A 17,589-nucleotide genomic window follows, 5' to 3' on the forward strand; every position below is an offset into this window, starting at 1 on the left:
AAATTACAGACGGAAAACAGTAAAACCTTCAGCTGCAAGCTCATTACGGTCGAACAGGCTTTTTACATCAGCAATAACTGGCTTATCGCAACGCACATATGATTTCAGCTGTGCAGGTGTCAATATCCGGAACTCTTCATGACCAACAGCAACCACCAGACTGTCCACCTGATTTTCAGCATTCACAGTTCCAAGTTCAACGCCATACTCATGTCTGACTTCCTCAGCGTCCGCCCATGGATCAGCAACAATCACCTGAGCCCCCCACAGTTCAAACTCCCTGATCAGATCTGAAACTTTACTGTTTCGGATATCCGGACAGTTTTCTTTGAATGTCACGCCAAGTATACCAATACGGGCACGAGGAACATCCACACCATTTTTCAGCATATGCTTAATCGTGTTGCGAGCCACATAACGCGCCATATTATCGTTAATCCGTCGACCCGCAAGAATCACCTGCGGATGATAACCAACTTCTTCTGCTTTATGCGTCAGATAATAAGGATCCACACCAATACAGTGACCACCAACAAGACCGGGGCGGAATGGAAGAAAATTCCACTTACTGCCCGCAGCTTCAAGTACATCCACCGTATCAATACCGATACGCTCAAAAATGACTGAAAGCTCATTAACGAGTGCGATGTTAAGATCACGCTGAGTGTTCTCAATTACCTTGGCTGCCTCAGCAACTTTTATACTTGATGCTTTGTGTGTCCCTGCTGTAATAATGCTTGCATAAACACCATCCACCAGGTCTGCAGTTTCAGGTGTACTACCACTGGTAATTTTTTTAATTTTAGTCAGTGTGTTTACCTTATCACCTGGATTAATACGCTCCGGGCTGTAACCTGCAAAGAAATCCTGATTGAACTTCAGTCCTGAAACACTTTCCAGAACAGGAATACAGACTTCTTCTGTTGCACCTGGATATACAGTTGACTCATAGACAACAACATCCCCCTTCGAAATCACCTTACCTAATGTCTCACTTGCTTTTTTAAGTGGAGTCAAATCAGGACGATTAACGTGGTCAACAGGTGTAGGAACAGTAACAATAAAAAAATTGCAGCTTTTTAAATCTTCCAGATTTGCTGAATAAGTTAACTGCGCTGCCCTAGCCAGTTCTTCAGAAGATACTTCCAACGTATGATCTGTACCACCCTTCAACTCATCAATTCTTTTCTGATGAATATCAAAGCCCACTACCGGGTGTTTTTTACCAAATTCCACTGCGAGCGGAAGACCGACATATCCTAATCCGATAACCGCAATTCTTAGTTCCGAGATCTGTAACATTCCAGAGCCTTATCTTGTATATTTATGTATATAATAAAACAGCTTTTAAGCACAGCATAATATAACAGACTTTTTTTATTCCAGTTATTAAAATCATAAAATAAATATCAATAAAGCCATTTTTTACTCTGCAAACAAAAATCAAGATCATCCAAATATAATAAATAAAAACAATGACATAAAAATAAAATCAATGGCAATATTTATCATTGCTTACCAAAAGCATATTGAAACCATCAGAAAACATACATTAACTCGACATAAATTTATTTTTAAATTTAATTCAGTGCACACAATAATAATCGAATAATACTACCGCTATACCAGCTTCCTGGTATAAAATAGCAATTACAATTTGTTATATTTTTTTTTATATTGAATTGGGTACAATACCAACTATTTTAATTATCTAACATTATTTTTATAAGCGGGATTGCGAGTGAGACAACTACCATTATCATTACTGCTAGCTTTTGGTCTGACGGGTTCAGGTTGCGCCATTACATCTGGCCTACAGACCTATGACTTACCTGTTGAAGGGGTTTATCAGACTGATCTTGGCACATCAGTGAATGTGGTTCAGTTAACACAGGAATCCTTACCCGCTGTTCAACCCGCACAGATCAATATCCGTCAGGACTACGCTCATCTGTTTAACCGCTCACATAAAAACTATCTCTTAAGTGCTGGCGATATTTTATCCATTTACCTGTGGGCTTATCCCGAAATCACACCACCAACAAATACCATCAATAATGAACAGGCCGCACAGTCCAACGGTTACCAGATAGACCAGAATGGATATATTCAGTTTCCTGTGATTGGTCGTTATAAAGCAGCAGGAAAATCCTTAAACCAGGTCAATCAGGAACTGAGAAGTCAGTTATCCCGCTTTTTAAAAACACCTGATGTTGTTGCACGCGTCCTGTCTTATCAGGGACAAAGATTCTCCGTCCAGGGTAACGTCATGAAAGGTGGCCAGTTTGCACTCAGTGATCAGCCTGTCAGTCTTTATACAGCACTGGGGATGGCTGGTGGCATCAACACTCTGAATGGTGACAATACAGCAATCACCCTGGTCCGACAGGGTAAAACATACAGTTTAAACAGTATTGAACTCGAAAAAGCAGGTTATTCTCTGCACAATCTGTTGATCCAGCCCAATGATACTATTTATGTCAATTCACGTGAAAATCAGAAAGTTTATGTCATGGGTGAGTCTGGGAAAAATCAGTCTCTAACCATGCGTGATCAGGGGATGAGCCTAAGTGATGTGCTGGGCGAAAGCCTTGGTCTGAATCCACTGTCTGCTAGCCGAAGTAAAATTTATGTAGTTCGCAGCAATCCAAATGATTTCAGTACTGAAGTTTACCATCTGAATTTAACCAGTATTGGTGACTTTGGCCTGGCAAACCAGTTTAAAATGCGCAGCAATGATATTGTTTATGTAGATGCTTCAGGACTTGCCCGTTGGCAACGTGTTGTCAATCAGGTTATTCCTTTCTCCAACATGATTTATAACGTTGACCGTATGGGACAGTAATGAAGATCCAGAACATCCTCGTTGTCTGTGTGGGTAATATCTGCAGAAGCCCAATGGCAGAGTATTTACTGAAACATGAATATCCAGACCTCCATATTGAGTCAGCAGGCATTTCTGGTCTGATTGGTCATTCTGCAGATGACAAAGCAGATCTTTGCATGCAAAAATTAGGCATTGATATGTCGCCGCATAAAGCACGCAAGCTGAATGGTGATCTGATTAAAAAAGCCGATCTGATTCTGGTCATGAGCAGTAATCAGCAAAAGCACCTTGAACAGACCTGGCCATTTTCCAAAGGAAAAACATACCGATTAGGACACTGGCAAGGAAAGAATGTCTCTGATCCCTACCGCCATGACCAGGCTGTATTTGATGAAACCTGTCTACTGATTCAGCATTGTGTCGCAGACTGGAAAAAACATATTTAACTTTTGATACCAAGATTATGAGCCAAAATACTAATACAGAAGATACAATTGACCTGAAGGAACTGTTCTTCTCTCTCATTGCTCAATGGAAACTGATTGCGCTGTGCATCATTTTAAGTATGGTCTGTGCTTTACTTTATCTGAGAACAACACCTGATACTTATTCGGTGGATGCACTGGTTCAGGTTGAGGAAAATAAAGGAGCTTCGGCGGCACTGCTGGGTGACCTATCCAGTATGGTGGATCAAAAACAACCTGCTCAGGCTGAAATAGAGATTCTGAAATCCCGCTTAGTATTAGGCTCTGTCATTAATGGATTGAACCTAAATATTAAGGTCTCAGGTACACAGGATACATTCTGGAACCGCTTACTGAACAAACACGAATATAATGCAGAATATTATGGGAAGTCAGTTGTATTCTATGATGATGCAAAATCCTTTGAAATCCGTCAGTTTGATATTCCTGCAAATTTTCTCGACAAAAGTCTTTTGCTCAGCTTCAAAGACAATACTTTCTCTCTGATCAATGAAGCAACTGAACAGACTGTATTTTCCGCACCTATCAATCAACTGACTCAAAAGCAGTCTGAATATGGCGCATGGAAAGTTGCTATCTTTACTAAAGATCACTTAAAAGCCACATACAACATCCGCAAACAGACTTTACCTGCTGCTATGAAAGCATTAACCAACAATTACTCTGTTGCTGAAAAAGGTAAAATGACGGGGATACTGGGGCTGAATTATCAGGGAACCGATAAAGAGCACATCACCAAGGTACTGAATGCAATCCTTGTTGCTTATAGCCAGCAGAACATTGAACGCCGTTCCGCTGAAACTGCACAGACTTTAAAGTTTCTGGATGAACAACTGCCTGATCTGAAAAAACAGCTCGATGTAGCTGAACGTGAATTCAATAAATTCCGTCAGCAGTTCAATACAGTTGATGTGACCAAAGAATCTGAGCTCTATCTGACCCAAAGTATCACTTTGGAAACACAGAAAGCCCAGCTGGAACAGAAACAGGCTGAGCTTTCAGCAAAATATACGCAGGAACATCCTGCCATGCATGAAATCAATGCTCAACTTGGTGCAATCAATAAAAAAATTGCAGAACTGGATGGCACGCTGAAACGTCTTCCAGATCTGCAACGTCAGTATTTACAGCTGTATCGTGAAGTTGAGGTGAAGCAGCAGCTGTATACTGCACTGTTAAACTCTTATCAGCAGTTGCGTATTGCAAAAGCAGGTGAAATTGGTAACGTTCGTGTCGTCGATACCGCAGTTGAACCGATTGAACCGATTAAACCAAAGAAATTGCAGATCCTTGTACTGTCCATATTCTTAGGTGGATTCCTTGGGACTTTACTGGCATTACTGCGTAACATGTTACGTTCAGGGATCAAAGACTCAAGTCAGATTGAAAATGAACTGGATTTGCCTGTCTATGCAACTGTACCACGTTCACCTGTTCAGGAAAGCCGGATTAAACTGCTGAAAAAGAAAAAATCCATTCCTGTGCTTGCGGTTAAAAACAGTGATGATATTGCCATTGAGAGTCTGCGCAGCATGCGTACCGCAATTCACTTTGCGCTCAGCAACGCGAAAAATAATATTATTATGATTTCAGGACCTGCACCCGAGGTTGGTAAGTCATTTATTTCAACCAACCTTGCGGCTATTCTTGCACAAAGTGACAAGCGTGTTCTGATCATTGATGGTGATATGCGTCGTGGTTATCTGCATAAATATTTTGACCAGGAAAACAAAAATGGTCTGTCTGAATATCTGAATGGTCAGTTAAATCTGCAACAGGCGATTCATCAGTCATCCATTCAGAATCTGTCCATTATTCCTCGTGGTAAAAGCCCGACGAATCCTTCTGAGTTATTGAGTTCTGCAAAATTTGCTGCAATGCTTGAAGAAGTGTCCGCGCTGTTTGATCATGTGATTATTGATACCCCACCAGTACTGGCAGTAACCGATGGTATTATTATTTCACAATATACCGGTGTGAACCTGGTGATTGCCCGCTATGCGAAGTCTCAGATCAGAGAACTCGAACTGACGGTCAACCGTTTCGATCAGGCTGGAGTCAAAGTGAATGGCTTTATTCTGAATGATATTCAGCGTGGCACGGGTGGTTATGGTTATGGCTATGGCTACAACTATGCTTATGGTTATAAAGCCTCACAGGATAATGACTGATTTCATAAAGTAAAAAAGCCCGCGAAATGCGGGCTTTTTTACTGACCGAACGGGCATTCAGCGTAAGAATTCTGGTAAAGGCTGATAGCTACTGTTTTTGGCAAGTTCAGTCTTCATTCTTTGCAACATCTGATAGGGCTGTTGCTCAACCAGCAGATTAGTCACACTGGCCGGAATAGCCCCTTCAGGATTTGCATGCCCCGTTGTTGTGACTTTAACCCGCCCATCTGCCTGCTGCTGAAAAACCCAGTCACCAGAATAATCACTGATCCGGATATAACCTGGGTTTACAGGTTTAACCTTTGAAACAGCCGTGTTTTTTATACTGATCACGCCACTGGCATCTTTATACATTTTACCTTTTACAACCATATCACGGTCTTTTAAAGGAAATGGAAAGTCCAGCACCATATACAGGGTAAATTCACCTTTGGCATCGTCACGACTCAGTACTTCTGCCTTGGCGACATTGGGTACCCATCGGGTACTGTTCCGGACATCAAGAATTAAGGCAACCGCCCTTTCTATAGACACATCCAGCACTGTTTCTGCTTTATAAGACAGCACTGACTGTCCTGTATTCTGATAAGTCCAGACCTTCACATTGTTTTTATTCAGGCTGAGTCTGGCATTGGTGGGAACAGCTGCCTGTGTGGTCAGACTGATTGCAGCGACCACACAGCTAAGAAACATCGCTTTTTTTTTCATTTTAGGATCAGTTTTATTTAATACTGCTACAGTTTAAACAAAGCTGCATCCCGCTTAAATGTCATTTAAGCCTAAAACATCCTTCATATCGTATTTTTTTGCATCTTTGCCGACAACCCATACTGCAGCTCTGACTGCACCTGATGCAAAATTCATTCGACTGGTGGCTTTATGTGTCACTTCCACACGCTCACCTTCACCAATGAACATTACGGTATGTTCACCTACAATATCTCCGCCACGGATCGTTTCAAAACCGATTGTTTCACGCTCACGTGGACCCGTATGTCCTTCACGGCCATAAACCGCAACTTTTTTAAGATCACGACCCAGTGTATCAGCAACTGCTTCACCCATCATCAGTGCTGTACCTGATGGTGCATCCACTTTATGGCGGTGATGAGCTTCAATAATTTCAATATCCACTGTATCGCCAAACACTTTCGCAGCAAGCTCCAGCAGTTTAATGGAAACATTGACACCCACTGAATAATTGGCAGCATAAACAATCGGGGTCTGAGCAGCAGACTGATTTAACAGTTCTTTCTGTTCATCAGAAAAACCCGTTGTACCAATCACCATTGCAACACCTGCTTCAGCACATAATTTCAGATTATGCGCAGTCGCAACAGGTGCAGTAAAATCAATCACCACATCCACATCTTTCAGAATTTCTTCCAGACTGCCTGCAATCTTCACCCCAACGGCACCAATCCCGGCAAGCTCGCCTGCATCTGCTCCAATCAAAGAACTTTCAGGGCGTTCCACTGCTGCCGCAAGCTGATAACCCGCAAGCTGCACAGCCTGAATCAACGTACGGCCCATACGACCGCCTGCACCTAAAATACCAATACGTGGAGCTGTAGACATGATCTATTCCAAACTGACTTTTAATTGTGCTTACTATAACAAAACTCCCTGCTTAGACTAAGTTTTCAGACTAAAAATAAAGTAAATCCGTGCGGCTGTATGATCGCTCAGATCTATTCCAGTATTTACAGTCATGCTTTCAGGCTGGAAGGAATTTAAAAATATTTTCAGACACTTGCCCATTTTCACAATTCTGAAAACTTGCCCATGCAGACTCACCTGTACGAATGATCACAATACAAGTAAATAAGGAGATGAAAATGCATTCGGTGAAAAAGCTGCTTGTGGGTTTACTGGGGATGATGATGGCTGCTGCCTGGGCTGAACCTGCTGTACAGCCTGGAGATACCCTCGAAAGTCTGGCTCAGGCAAAAATCAGTGTCACGGTTCGCGACCAGGTTCAGTCTGAAAAAACAACTGAACAGGCGGCTGAAGAACAAAGTACAGGATCAGAGGTACGGGTTGAAGATATTGATGCTCCAGTACTGGAATAAACTCTGTTTTGAACAGATATAAAAAAAGGCGATATCACTATCGCCTTTTTTTAAGAACGGTCAGTCAAACAGCCGATCAAAGAATGATTTCTTTTTTGGAGATGATTTATTGTCATCGCCATCCATTGTTTCCTGCAGCTCTTTCAGCAGTTCACGCTGGCGGGAAGTCAGATTGACCGGTGTTTCCACCACAATACGGCAAAGCAGATCGCCCTGCATACTGGTCCGTACCGGTTTCACACCTTTGCCGCGTAAGCGGAATAATTTACCGGTCTGTGTTCCTTCTGGAATTTTGAGACTGACACGACCTTCGAGAGTCGGGATTTCAATTTCTTTACCCAGAGCTGCATCAGCAATGCTCACAGGCACATCCATATACAGGTCTGCACCATCACGCTGGAAGATTTCATGCTCACGAACCACGACCTCAACATAAAGATCGCCGGACTGACCATCACGGATTGCTTCACCTTTACCACTCAGACGGACACGGTCACCGTTGTCCACACCTGCGGGAATTGTAACTTCAAGCGTCTGCTGACGGTCTGAAACACCTGAACCATGACAGGTATTACATGGGTTTTTAATAATTTTACCCTGACCACGACAGGTACTACAGGTCTGTTGTACAGAAAAGAAGCCCTGCTGCATACGAACCTGACCGTGTCCATGACAGGTTTTACAGGTTTCAACATCTTTCGGGTTTTTGGAACCTTTACCGTCACATGTTTCACACGGCGCTGGCGCCGTAAATGTAATGGTCTTTTTCACGCCTTTGACCGCTTCTTCAAGCGTCAGTTCCATTACATAGCGCAGATCCGAACCACGACTGGCACGTTGCTGACGTCCACCGCCACCAAATGCACCACCGAAAATATCGCCAAACTGACTGAAAATATCTTCTGCGTTAAAACCGCCACCAAAGCCACCGCCGCCGCCCATACCACCTTCAAAGGCACGGTGCCCCATACGGTCATACATACTGCGCTTTTCACTGTCAGATAAAATTTCATAAGCTTCAGCAGCTTCTTTAAATTTTTCTTCAGCCTCTGCGTTGTCAGGGTTACGGTCAGGGTGATACTTCATCGCCAGCTTACGGTAGGCTTTTTTAATTTCATCATCACCAGCGGATCTGGCAACACCCAGAACCTCATAATAATCACGTTTAGCCATGTTTGGCGAAGCTCCTCACGGAATTTTGTTTAATACTTAACTGTGGTCTGAAATTGGGGGTCAAACCGAATATTACAAGGGCAGGACTGAAAAAATTTATGAGAATCAGAAAACAGCTTTGTTCTGGAAGAATTTTGCCACGCCTTTAATCCAGGCATTCAGCAAAAACAGGAAACCGATCAGGGCAAAAGAAACGCCTGCAACTGTGCAGCCAGTCACCCAGAGATAACTGTCCCAGTAAAAGAAAAATAAAGGAATGAACCAGAGTGCAGCAAAAGCCGTAATAATAAAATAAATCAGAATATTCCGCATGACCCAGAGTGCCTGTGCCTGTAACCAGACTTCGGTATCGACGGCCTGAGAAACTTTACGAGCAAAGAGGTAAGCAAAAATTCCACTGATCACGGTAAAAAGTGTCAAAAACATGAAGACATAAGAGATCGCAACAGAGCGGCGATACCTGGATAAATTGTCTTGCTTCATGTGCTTTCCAACCTTATTTACTGCATGTTTGATTTTGTAATATGCAGTAAAAAATAGCTTTTCAGAATTAGTAAAATATAAGGTGCTACTATATTGAAATTTTCAATTTTTCACACCCCATATTGTCATAAAATTAAGCAGTATTGTTATTTTTTTTTACTTTAAACCACTGTGCATACAATGCTGGTAAAAAGAACAGCGTCAACAGCGTTGCAATAATCAGCCCCCCCATAATCGCAACAGCCATTGGACCAAAGAAAATACTGCGTGACAGTGGAATCATCGCCAGTACCGCAGCCAGTGCTGTCAGGATAATCGGACGGAAACGGCGTACCGTTGCATCCAGAATTGCATCCCACTGATTCTGCCCTGCCAGTATGTCCTGCTCAATCTGATCAATCAGAATCAGCGAGTTCCGCATGATCATTCCCGACAGTGCAATGGTCCCGAGCATGGCTACAAAACCGAAAGGTTTGTTGAACAGCAACAGGAACAGCACAACACCAATCAGTCCGAGTGGTGCGGTCAGAAACACAATGAATGAACGGGAAATACTTTTCAGCTGAATCATCAGTAAAGTAAAGACCACCGCGAGAAATAAAGGCATACCCGCATTTACAGAGTTCTGACCTTTGGCTGACTCTTCCACGGTTCCACCCACTTCAACCAGATAACCATTCGGTAACTGAGCACGCATTTCATCCATCTTTTCAGTCAGCTGCCCAACCACCGTTGCAGGCTGTAAATGGGTACGGATATCTGCGCGGACGGTGATGGTCGGCAGACGGTTCCGGTGCCAGATCAGACCATCTTCAAACTTATAGTCGATTTTTGCAATCTGAGCGAGTGGTACTGTAGTTCCATTACTGGTCGGTACAGCAAGACTGGACAATGATTCCACACCAATCCGTTCGTTCTGATCGCCACGGATACGGATATCAATCAGCTCACGTTTTTCACGGTACTGATTGATGATAATGCCTGAAATGGAACTGTTCAGGAAATTCGCCAGATCCTGAGAGCTGACACCCATCTGACGGGCACGGTCCTGATCAATATTCAGAGAAATAATTTTACTTGGTTCACCCCAGTCCAGATGAACATTGGTGGTGTTTGGATTTTCTCCAATGATTTTTGCAAGCTGCTGCGCCTGCTGACGCACTGTTGCAATATCCTCACCTGAAACACGGAACTGTAATGGATAACCCACAGGTGGACCATTTTCCAGTAATGACACACGGGTTCTGACCTGTGGTAGTAATGCACGGATCTGAGTATCCAGGGACTTACGGATTTCATCACGGTCATCCAGCGAACTCGCCAGTACCACAAACTGAGCAAAACTTGCCTGCGGCATCTGCTGATCAAGCGGTAAATAAAAACGTGGTGAGCCTGTTCCTACATAAGCAACATAGTTGTCGATACCCTTTTGCTTCGCCAGGAACTGCTCTACTTTTTTCACGGCATTTTCAGTGGCTTTCAGTGATGCGCCTTCTTCCAGTTTTAAATCCACCAGAATTTCGGCGCGGTTCGACGGTGGGAAAAACTGCTGAGGTACAACCTTAAACATCGCAACAGACAGTACAAAGATACCTACCGTAACTGCAATCACCGTCTTACGGTAAGTCACACACCAGTTCACCAGTTGACGGAAACGCTGATAAAACCCGGTCTGGTAAGGATCAAAATGCTCACCTGCATGATGCACCACAGGCTCAGGTTCTGGCTGTTTGCGTAAACGGGCAATCAGACGCTGATACCACGGCGCTCTTTGTGGCGCATTATTAAAATCAGGCAACAGTTTGTCACCCAGATAAGGAACAAATAAAACTGCAGCCACCCAGGACACGATTAAAGCAATGGTCACCACCTGGAAGATGGAGCGGGTATATTCACCTGTACTGGAGGCAGCGGTTGCAATCGGTAAAAAACCTGCTGCTGTAATCAGTGTTCCGGTCAGCATTGGAAATGCGGTACTGGTCCAGGCATAGCCTGCCGCTTTCATCCGGCTGTAGCCCTGCTCCATTTTGATAGCCATCATTTCCACAGCAATAATGGCATCGTCCACCAGCAAGCCTAAAGCCAGGATTAATGCCCCCAGGGAAATTTTATGTAATCCGACATCAAACAGGTTCATTCCTGCAAAAGTCATTGCCAGTACCAGCGGAATGGAAAATGCCACCACAAGTCCAGTACGGAACCCTAAGGAAAAGAAGCTGACCAGTAATACAATAATAACGGCTTCAGCCAGAACCTTAATAAACTCCTGAATGGAGCGTTGCACTGCCACCGGCTGATCAGATACTTTTTTCAGCTCCATGCCCAATGGCAAAGTCTTCTGTAAATGCTGAAATTCAGTTTCAAGATTTTTACCCAGCGCAATAATATCGCCACCTTTACGCATGGAAACAGCAAGCCCAATACCATTTTCACCCATAAAACGCATACGTGGCTGAGCAGGGTCACTGAATCCCCGGTAAATTTCGGCAACATCTCCCAGCTGAATGGTTTTATCTCCCACTAGCAAAGGCATTTTTTTCAGATCATCGACATTTTTAATCGCCCCACTGACCCGAACCTGAATCCGGTCTGAACCTGTTTCAAAGAAACCGGCACTGGTGATGGCATTCTGCTTAGATAATGCATCCTGAATCGCTGTGACAGGAACACCCAGCTGTACGGCTTTGGTGTTGGACAGTTCAATCCAGATTTTCTGATCCTGCAATCCAACCAGATCGACTTTGCTGACATCTTTGACCCGCTGTAACTGAAGCTGTAAACGGTCGGCATATTCTTTTAAGGTTGCATAATCATAATCATTACCTGTCAGGACATAGATGTTGCCAAAGGTGTCACCAAACTCATCATTGAAGAAAGGTCCCTGTACACCACCGGGCAACTGCCCTTTGATATCGCCGACTTTTTTACGTACCTGATACCAGACATCCGGTATCTGTGCAGATTTCAGTGAGTCTTTAGCCATGAACATCACCATGGATTCACCAGGTCGTGAATACGCCATGATTTTGTCGTACAGTCCTGTACTCATCAGCTCTTTTTCAATTTTATCCGTGACCTGTAAGGACACTTCTTCGGCAGTGGCACCAGGCCAGTACGTCTGAACCACCATCACTTTAAAGGTAAAAGGTGGATCTTCACTCTGCGACAGTTTTGAATAGGAAAAAAAGCCAACGATGCCCATGAGAATCATAAAATAAAGAACCAGTCCTTTATTTCTGAGTGCCCATTCAGACAGGTTGAACCGGGAGAAGTTACTCATGCAGCTGCTCCTTTCTGAACAGTGACAGCACGGTTTTCACGGTCTACAGGTTTAATTTTCTGTTTTTCATGCAGCAGGTGTACGCCCCCAACCACAACCCATTCACCAGGTTTCAGCCCTGAAAGGACAGGGACACTGTCCCGACCATAAGCACCCAGTGTGACATTCACTTTACGGATGGTCTGATCTGGATTGACCACCCAGACATAAGCCTGATTACTGGTTGCCGAGACACTGGATAACGGTACACTTAAAACATTCTGTACATTCTGCGTAAAAAACACGCGGGCACTCTGACCCAGCTGAATCGCCGACTGTCCTTCCCTTAAAGCCACTTTCACACTGAATGTTCTGGACTGATCAGCAGCCGGAGAGATTTCCCGTACATAAGCTGCAAATTTATCTTCAGGTCTGGACCACAGGGTAATCCATGCATCCTGACCATCTTTTATGCTGGACACAGCCTGCTCAGGAACACCGATCACCACTTCACGGTCACCATCCATAGCCAGCTGATAGGCTGCCTGCCCTGCGGAAACCACCTGCCCCACTTCAATATTGCGCTGTGTGATCACACCGTTTTTATTTGCCACCAGCTGGTTATAACCGGTCTGGTTAGCCGATACATCATAATTGGACTGCGCCTGCTTCAGGGACGCCAATGCTGCATCGTACTGATTTTTCACTGCATCATACTGTGAACGGCTGACAGCATTGATCGGTAAAAGCTGCTGAAAACGTTTGAACTCATCACCCGCCACTTTGGCAGCTGACTGCGCACTTTCCAGCTGTGCGCGTGCTGAGTTCAGCTGAAGCTGTGCATCTTTGACATCCAGCTTTGCCAGTACCTGCCCCACTTTAACTCTGTCCCCAACATCAACCAGACGCTCTGTAATCTGCCCTCCAACACGGAATGCCAGTGCTGTCTGCTGACGGGCCTGAACCTCACCCGCATAACTTTTCTGATCCAGATGTGAGGTTGCAGGCTGTGCAACCATGACAAATGGAATCTGCTCTGCAGCAGGCTGTTCCTTACTGCACCCCCACAGCGTGACACAGCATACAATGATCAGACTGCTGACCGATGTTTTCAGAATATTCATAGCTAAAGGCTCTTATTCAAATACTTTTTTTCAGGCAAAATACTGACAGGATATTAATTTGATCAATTTTTAATTAATATACTGCATGGTACACTAATTGTGAATCCTGTAAAAAGTAAATGACCGATTCTTTTTTTTCTGGAATATATTGTGCAAATCACTGTAGGACGCCCGAAAGATCTTGAAAAAAGACAGCAGATTTTACAGGCTGCCAAAGACCTGTTTTTAAGATGCGGCTATCACGGTTCCAGCATGAACCAGATTGCTAAAGAAGCCCGTGTGACCAAACTGACGGTTTATAACCATTTTCAGGACAAAGAAAACCTGTTCTGCTGTGCGATTGCAGAAACCTGTGAAGAATCCATCAGTGCCCGTAAGTTTCTGCTGAGCCCTGACTGTGACTTTAAAGCTGAACTGTCCAAAGCCTGTCAGCTTGCACTGGATGTGATTTATTTACCTGAAGCCATTAAACTGGACATTTTACTGGTGGAACTGGCCGCAGAAAAAAGCCCGCTCGCTCAGCGTTTTTATGATGCCTCACATCTGCGCATGTGCCGTGTGTGGGAAGACCTGTTCAGCCAGGCGATTGAGCTTGGATTTATTTCTGAAGATGATGTGCTGAAACAGACTCAGCTGATCCTTTCACTGTTACTGGGAATGCGCCACCACGAAGTTCTGCTGGGCATTGCCACTGCACCTACGGCACAGGAAAAACAGCAGATCATTACGGAAAGCATTGAGCTGTTTATGCTGAAATATCACGTTTAAAAAATAAACAGGACTGAACGGTTAAGGCTCAGTCCTGTTTTTTAAATATCAGCCCTGCCCATTTAAAACAGGGCTTAGCAACCGCTCAGATCAGGCAAAAATACCTTTCACTTTCTGCAATGACTGGGTAATAGAGGCAGTCCACTGGTTAGGCAGAGAACATTTTGCTAAACGCACCCAGACACTCCAGAACTGCTGAAAGAAGTTGGCTTCGTTATAATTGATGCCATATTCAGCGCACAGTGCCTTAATTTTGGGTGCGACTTCTGCATAGCGGTTTGCAGGCATATCTGGAAATAAATGATGCTCAATCTGATGGCTTAAATTACCACTTAAAATATGCAGCCATTCTGCGCCGCTAAAGTTACTTGAACCTCGGATCTGACGTAAATACCACTCTGCACGGCTTTCATTTTCAGTATTGTCCGCCTCAAAAGTTTCAGCATCTTCGGTAAAATGACCATTAAAAATAACCGCTGAAGCCCATAAACTGCGGATGATATTGGCAATGGCATTTCCTGCTAAAACAGGCAGTGCATTCGGTCCTGCAATCACCGGGAAAAATACATAATCTTTGAGTATCTGACGGCGGGCTTTTTTACGGAACTTGGTTGCATCCGCCCAGACCTGTTTCCAGGTTTTGGTTTTATAGACAGCAGCGTCTTCAAGATGCAGATTCTGCACCCCGACATACCACTCAAAAAACACCATCAACTGAATCGCCAGAGGAATATTCAGCAGAAAACGTGGCTCCCATTTCTGTGACTCACTGACACGCAGTAGGCCATAGCCAACATCATGATCTTTACCGACAATATTGGTATAGGTGTGGTGGATATAGTTATGGGTATATTTCCAGTCATCACCAGTTGCCATCGTGTCCCAGTCATAGCTGGCGCCATTCAGGCTCGGATCATTCAGCCAGTCAAACTGACCATGCATGACATTATGACCCAGTTCCATATTTTCCACGATTTTGGAAATCCCGAGTAATCCTGTACCGATCACCCACACCGGTGGAATCCAGCCTCCGAACATCAGCATGCCGCGTGAAGCAATCTCACTGTAACGTACAAAATTACGGATTTTATAAATATATTTCGCATCCTGTTCACCAATGTTCTCCATCACTTCACGACGGATTTCATCGACACGGCGACCAAATTCAGCCACCTGTTCAGGGTTCAGATGCTTTGATTTCGAGTTCGGAAAACTGACTGACATATTCATATTTTTTCTCCTGAGTGCTGTTGTTTTCAGTCACTCTGCAAATTCTGGATGCAACTTTCCTGAACCGGATAAATTCCCAGTTTCTGAATTGCATATTTTTTAAATCGGTTAAATATCTGGACTAATCTGGTTCAATCTACAGATTAATGGTGACCGGACTGACCGCCTGGCTGATGCACAGCTTGATCTGGGTATTGGCGTCATGACTGATTTCACCGGTCAGCATATTTTTGGTTGAACCACTGACTTTGGTACAGGTACAGGTGTTGCACATGCCCATACGGCAACCATGAGTCGGTCTTAAACCTGCCTGTTCAGCGCTTTCCAGCAGACTGCCTTTTGCACTGAATTCCTGCTGCGCTCTTAAAAAAGTCACAGGCTGTGTCTCCAGACTTTCATCAGCGGTCATATGAAAATATTCCTGCTTCAGCTGCGAAGAAATTCCCTGTACTGCAAAAATTTCTTTCAGGCTCTGCATCATGGACTGAGCACCACAAGCATAGGTCAGCCCTTGCTGATAATCAGGAACCAGCCGTTCCAGTAAAGCCAGATCCAGATGCTGTTTATGCTGTGCTGTGTTTACCGCATGAAACTGAAAATTCAGATGCTGCTGGAACAGCATTTCCAGTTCGGACTGAAATGCCTGATCACGACTGAAGTAAATCAGGTCAATATGACGTTCAGGCGTCTTTAATGCTTCCATCAACAGTGAATAAATCGCCGTAATCCCACTGCCCGATGCAATCAACAGCAGTGGCGTTGCTGTATCCTGCAGGACAAACTCACCCTGAGGCTGAGACAGTTCTACAAGACTGCCTGCATTCAGACGGGTTAAATGACCAGACACCATGCCCTGACGCTTTACGCCCAGTAAAATGTCGCCGTTTGACAACAGACGGATGACTGAATAACTGCGTTGCTGACGCACACCTGCAATCTCCACAGTCACCAGCACACTTTGTCCTGCTTTAAACTGCTGATGTTTAAAATTGCGGTTCGGTCGCAACTGGATCTGATAAAAATCATGGCTCAGGGTGCGGCTTTTCACCACACTGGCTTTGACTTTTTTCCATGCCCATAACGGATTGATCTTTGCAGCGATAAAATCGACAAAGTCTTCACGAACCCACTCAGGACTGTATTCAACTGTACTACTCATTTTGCGTTCCTCTTTGTGCTTGCTATTTATTGAGTGAACAAATGTTCTTTTAGTGAACATATGTACACTATACGCAAAATCCATATTCAGTCAACACCTGTACACTGACATTCGTCGTTTAATTTTGATAAATATTTGATAGACTCATGGCACTTTATTTTTCTCAGGTTCAACAATGTCGATTCGTGATGAACGCAAACAGCAAAGTCGTCAGGCTTTACTTGATGCTGCTTTAACTTTAAGCACATCGGGTCGTTCATTTTCGAGTATCAGCCTGCGTGAAGTTGCCCGCGAAGTCGGACTTGTACCTACGGCTTTTTATCGGCATTTCCAGGATATGGATGAACTGGGCAAGGAACTGGTCGATCAGGTTGCGCTTTATCTGAAAAATGTCATGCATCAGCTGGGACAGGGAATGGCACTGCCTGAAGCAAAAACCAGATCCAGTATGGAGCTGTTTTTTGGCACCGTGGACAGTAACCCGCATCAGTGGATTTTCATGATTGCAGAACGCTGGGGTGGTTCCGAAGTTGTGCGCCATGCGATCGCCCGTGAAATTGACTTTCTGATGGACGATCTGATCAACAGCCTGAAAAAGTTTGAAATTGTGCAGCAGCTGCATGATGAAAATGATCTGAAAGTCCTGTCCAATATTCTGATTAACCTGTCTTTTACCTGGGCAATGTCCTGGCTCAGTCTGAGCCGTCAGTACAGTGGTCTGGAGCTGGAACTGCGCAAAGCCGTTGTCAAAAAGCAGGCGATCACTCAGGTCAAACTGATCTTCAGAGGCGTTTCGGGCATGCAGGTGAAAAGTTCAGACTGAACTTCTCCATATTAC

General features: G+C 44.2%; 15 protein-coding genes. 6 read left to right on the plus strand and 9 right to left on the minus strand.

Annotated features, from left to right (window positions below; all coding sequences use genetic code 11):
* Window positions 1-3: 3 nt before the first annotated feature.
* The gene (gene tviB / locus CDG61_RS16995) at window positions 4-1,302 is read right to left on the minus strand and encodes a Vi polysaccharide biosynthesis UDP-N-acetylglucosamine C-6 dehydrogenase TviB (RefSeq protein ID WP_087512935.1); all 1,299 of its coding nucleotides are present in this window, start codon (window positions 1,300-1,302) and stop codon (window positions 4-6) included.
* A 439-nt stretch (window positions 1,303-1,741) separates the two neighbouring features.
* Between tviB and CDG61_RS17000 the strand changes: the two genes are divergently transcribed.
* The 3 genes from CDG61_RS17000 to CDG61_RS17010 are packed head-to-tail and all read left to right on the plus strand — an operon-like array spanning window position 1,742 to window position 5,483.
* Complete coding sequence (locus CDG61_RS17000; RefSeq protein WP_087551104.1) at window positions 1,742-2,845, plus strand: polysaccharide biosynthesis/export family protein; 1,104 nt, start codon at window positions 1,742-1,744, stop codon at window positions 2,843-2,845.
* Window positions 2,845-3,273 carry a low molecular weight protein-tyrosine-phosphatase gene (locus tag CDG61_RS17005; protein WP_087512933.1) on the plus strand — a complete coding sequence of 143 codons (429 nt, stop codon included), beginning with the start codon at window positions 2,845-2,847 and terminating at the stop codon, window positions 3,271-3,273. The genes CDG61_RS17000 and CDG61_RS17005 overlap by 1 nt, the downstream gene beginning before the upstream one ends.
* 17 nt (window positions 3,274-3,290) lie before the next feature.
* Window positions 3,291-5,483 (plus strand): polysaccharide biosynthesis tyrosine autokinase, encoded by a 2,193-nt coding sequence (locus CDG61_RS17010; protein WP_087551103.1) that lies wholly within the window; start codon window positions 3,291-3,293, stop codon window positions 5,481-5,483.
* A 57-nt stretch (window positions 5,484-5,540) separates the two neighbouring features.
* Here CDG61_RS17010 and CDG61_RS17015 read toward each other — a convergent pair whose 3' ends face one another.
* Window positions 5,541-6,191, minus strand: coding sequence for an START domain-containing protein (locus tag CDG61_RS17015; RefSeq protein ID WP_087512931.1), 651 nt, complete (start codon window positions 6,189-6,191; stop codon window positions 5,541-5,543).
* A 54-nt stretch (window positions 6,192-6,245) separates the two neighbouring features.
* Window positions 6,246-7,061, minus strand: a complete 816-nt coding sequence (gene dapB / locus CDG61_RS17020; RefSeq protein ID WP_087512930.1) for a 4-hydroxy-tetrahydrodipicolinate reductase — start codon at window positions 7,059-7,061, stop codon at window positions 6,246-6,248.
* Window positions 7,062-7,321: 260 nt separating this feature from the next.
* Here dapB and CDG61_RS17025 point away from each other — a divergent pair, with 260 nt between their 5' ends.
* A complete protein-coding gene (locus CDG61_RS17025) occupies window positions 7,322-7,555 on the plus strand; it encodes a hypothetical protein (RefSeq protein ID WP_087512929.1) in 234 nt (77 codons plus the stop codon).
* A gap of 60 nt (window positions 7,556-7,615) precedes the next feature.
* Here the strand turns inward: CDG61_RS17025 and dnaJ are convergent, their stop codons facing one another.
* The 4 genes from dnaJ to CDG61_RS17045 form a co-directional block, all read right to left on the minus strand.
* Window positions 7,616-8,728, minus strand: a complete 1,113-nt coding sequence (gene dnaJ / locus CDG61_RS17030) for a molecular chaperone DnaJ (RefSeq protein WP_087512928.1) — start codon at window positions 8,726-8,728, stop codon at window positions 7,616-7,618.
* A gap of 105 nt (window positions 8,729-8,833) precedes the next feature.
* The gene (locus CDG61_RS17035; RefSeq protein WP_087512927.1) at window positions 8,834-9,211 is read right to left on the minus strand and encodes a hypothetical protein; all 378 of its coding nucleotides are present in this window, start codon (window positions 9,209-9,211) and stop codon (window positions 8,834-8,836) included.
* Window positions 9,212-9,344: 133 nt separating this feature from the next.
* Window positions 9,345-12,491: an efflux RND transporter permease subunit gene (locus tag CDG61_RS17040; protein WP_087551102.1), complete on the minus strand. Its 3,147-nt coding sequence runs from the start codon at window positions 12,489-12,491 to the stop codon at window positions 9,345-9,347.
* Window positions 12,488-13,594: an efflux RND transporter periplasmic adaptor subunit gene (locus CDG61_RS17045; RefSeq protein WP_087551101.1), complete on the minus strand. Its 1,107-nt coding sequence runs from the start codon at window positions 13,592-13,594 to the stop codon at window positions 12,488-12,490. The genes CDG61_RS17040 and CDG61_RS17045 overlap by 4 nt, the downstream gene beginning before the upstream one ends.
* 150 nt (window positions 13,595-13,744) lie before the next feature.
* On the opposite strand from CDG61_RS17045, the gene CDG61_RS17050 reads away from it, so the two are divergent.
* Window positions 13,745-14,362, plus strand: coding sequence for a TetR/AcrR family transcriptional regulator (locus tag CDG61_RS17050; protein ID WP_087512924.1), 618 nt, complete (start codon window positions 13,745-13,747; stop codon window positions 14,360-14,362).
* A 90-nt stretch (window positions 14,363-14,452) separates the two neighbouring features.
* Here CDG61_RS17050 and CDG61_RS17055 read toward each other — a convergent pair whose 3' ends face one another.
* Window positions 14,453-15,592: a fatty acid desaturase family protein gene (locus CDG61_RS17055; protein ID WP_087512923.1), complete on the minus strand. Its 1,140-nt coding sequence runs from the start codon at window positions 15,590-15,592 to the stop codon at window positions 14,453-14,455.
* Between the two features lie 136 nt (window positions 15,593-15,728).
* Complete coding sequence (locus tag CDG61_RS17060) at window positions 15,729-16,751, minus strand: ferredoxin reductase (protein WP_087551100.1); 1,023 nt, start codon at window positions 16,749-16,751, stop codon at window positions 15,729-15,731.
* 175 nt (window positions 16,752-16,926) lie between these two features.
* Here CDG61_RS17060 and CDG61_RS17065 point away from each other — a divergent pair, with 175 nt between their 5' ends.
* The gene (locus CDG61_RS17065) at window positions 16,927-17,574 is read left to right on the plus strand and encodes a TetR family transcriptional regulator (RefSeq protein WP_087512921.1); all 648 of its coding nucleotides are present in this window, start codon (window positions 16,927-16,929) and stop codon (window positions 17,572-17,574) included.
* Window positions 17,575-17,589 lie beyond the last annotated feature (15 nt).

This window comes from Acinetobacter sp. WCHAc010052 (assembly GCF_002165295.2).
GTDB lineage: Bacteria > Pseudomonadota > Gammaproteobacteria > Pseudomonadales > Moraxellaceae > Acinetobacter > Acinetobacter chinensis.

Excerpts from the sequence above, each read along its gene's own strand:
- CDG61_RS17025 (WP_087512929.1), top strand. The coding sequence starts at position 7,322 with ATGCATTCGGTGAAAAAGCTGCTTGTGGGTTTACTGGGGATGATGATG.
- CDG61_RS17005 (WP_087512933.1), top strand. The coding sequence starts at position 2,845 with ATGAAGATCCAGAACATCCTCGTTGTCTGTGTGGGTAATATCTGCAGA.
- CDG61_RS17045 (WP_087551101.1), bottom strand. The coding sequence starts at position 13,594 with ATGAATATTCTGAAAACATCGGTCAGCAGTCTGATCATTGTATGCTGT.
- dnaJ (WP_087512928.1), bottom strand. The coding sequence starts at position 8,728 with ATGGCTAAACGTGATTATTATGAGGTTCTGGGTGTTGCCAGATCCGCT.
- CDG61_RS17065 (WP_087512921.1), top strand. The coding sequence starts at position 16,927 with ATGTCGATTCGTGATGAACGCAAACAGCAAAGTCGTCAGGCTTTACTT.
- CDG61_RS17035 (WP_087512927.1), bottom strand. The coding sequence starts at position 9,211 with ATGAAGCAAGACAATTTATCCAGGTATCGCCGCTCTGTTGCGATCTCT.
- tviB (WP_087512935.1), bottom strand. The coding sequence starts at position 1,302 with ATGTTACAGATCTCGGAACTAAGAATTGCGGTTATCGGATTAGGATAT.
- CDG61_RS17010 (WP_087551103.1), top strand. The coding sequence starts at position 3,291 with ATGAGCCAAAATACTAATACAGAAGATACAATTGACCTGAAGGAACTG.
- CDG61_RS17015 (WP_087512931.1), bottom strand. The coding sequence starts at position 6,191 with ATGAAAAAAAAAGCGATGTTTCTTAGCTGTGTGGTCGCTGCAATCAGT.
- dapB (WP_087512930.1), bottom strand. The coding sequence starts at position 7,061 with ATGTCTACAGCTCCACGTATTGGTATTTTAGGTGCAGGCGGTCGTATG.
- CDG61_RS17060 (WP_087551100.1), bottom strand. The coding sequence starts at position 16,751 with ATGAGTAGTACAGTTGAATACAGTCCTGAGTGGGTTCGTGAAGACTTT.
- CDG61_RS17055 (WP_087512923.1), bottom strand. The coding sequence starts at position 15,592 with ATGAATATGTCAGTCAGTTTTCCGAACTCGAAATCAAAGCATCTGAAC.
- CDG61_RS17040 (WP_087551102.1), bottom strand. The coding sequence starts at position 12,491 with ATGAGTAACTTCTCCCGGTTCAACCTGTCTGAATGGGCACTCAGAAAT.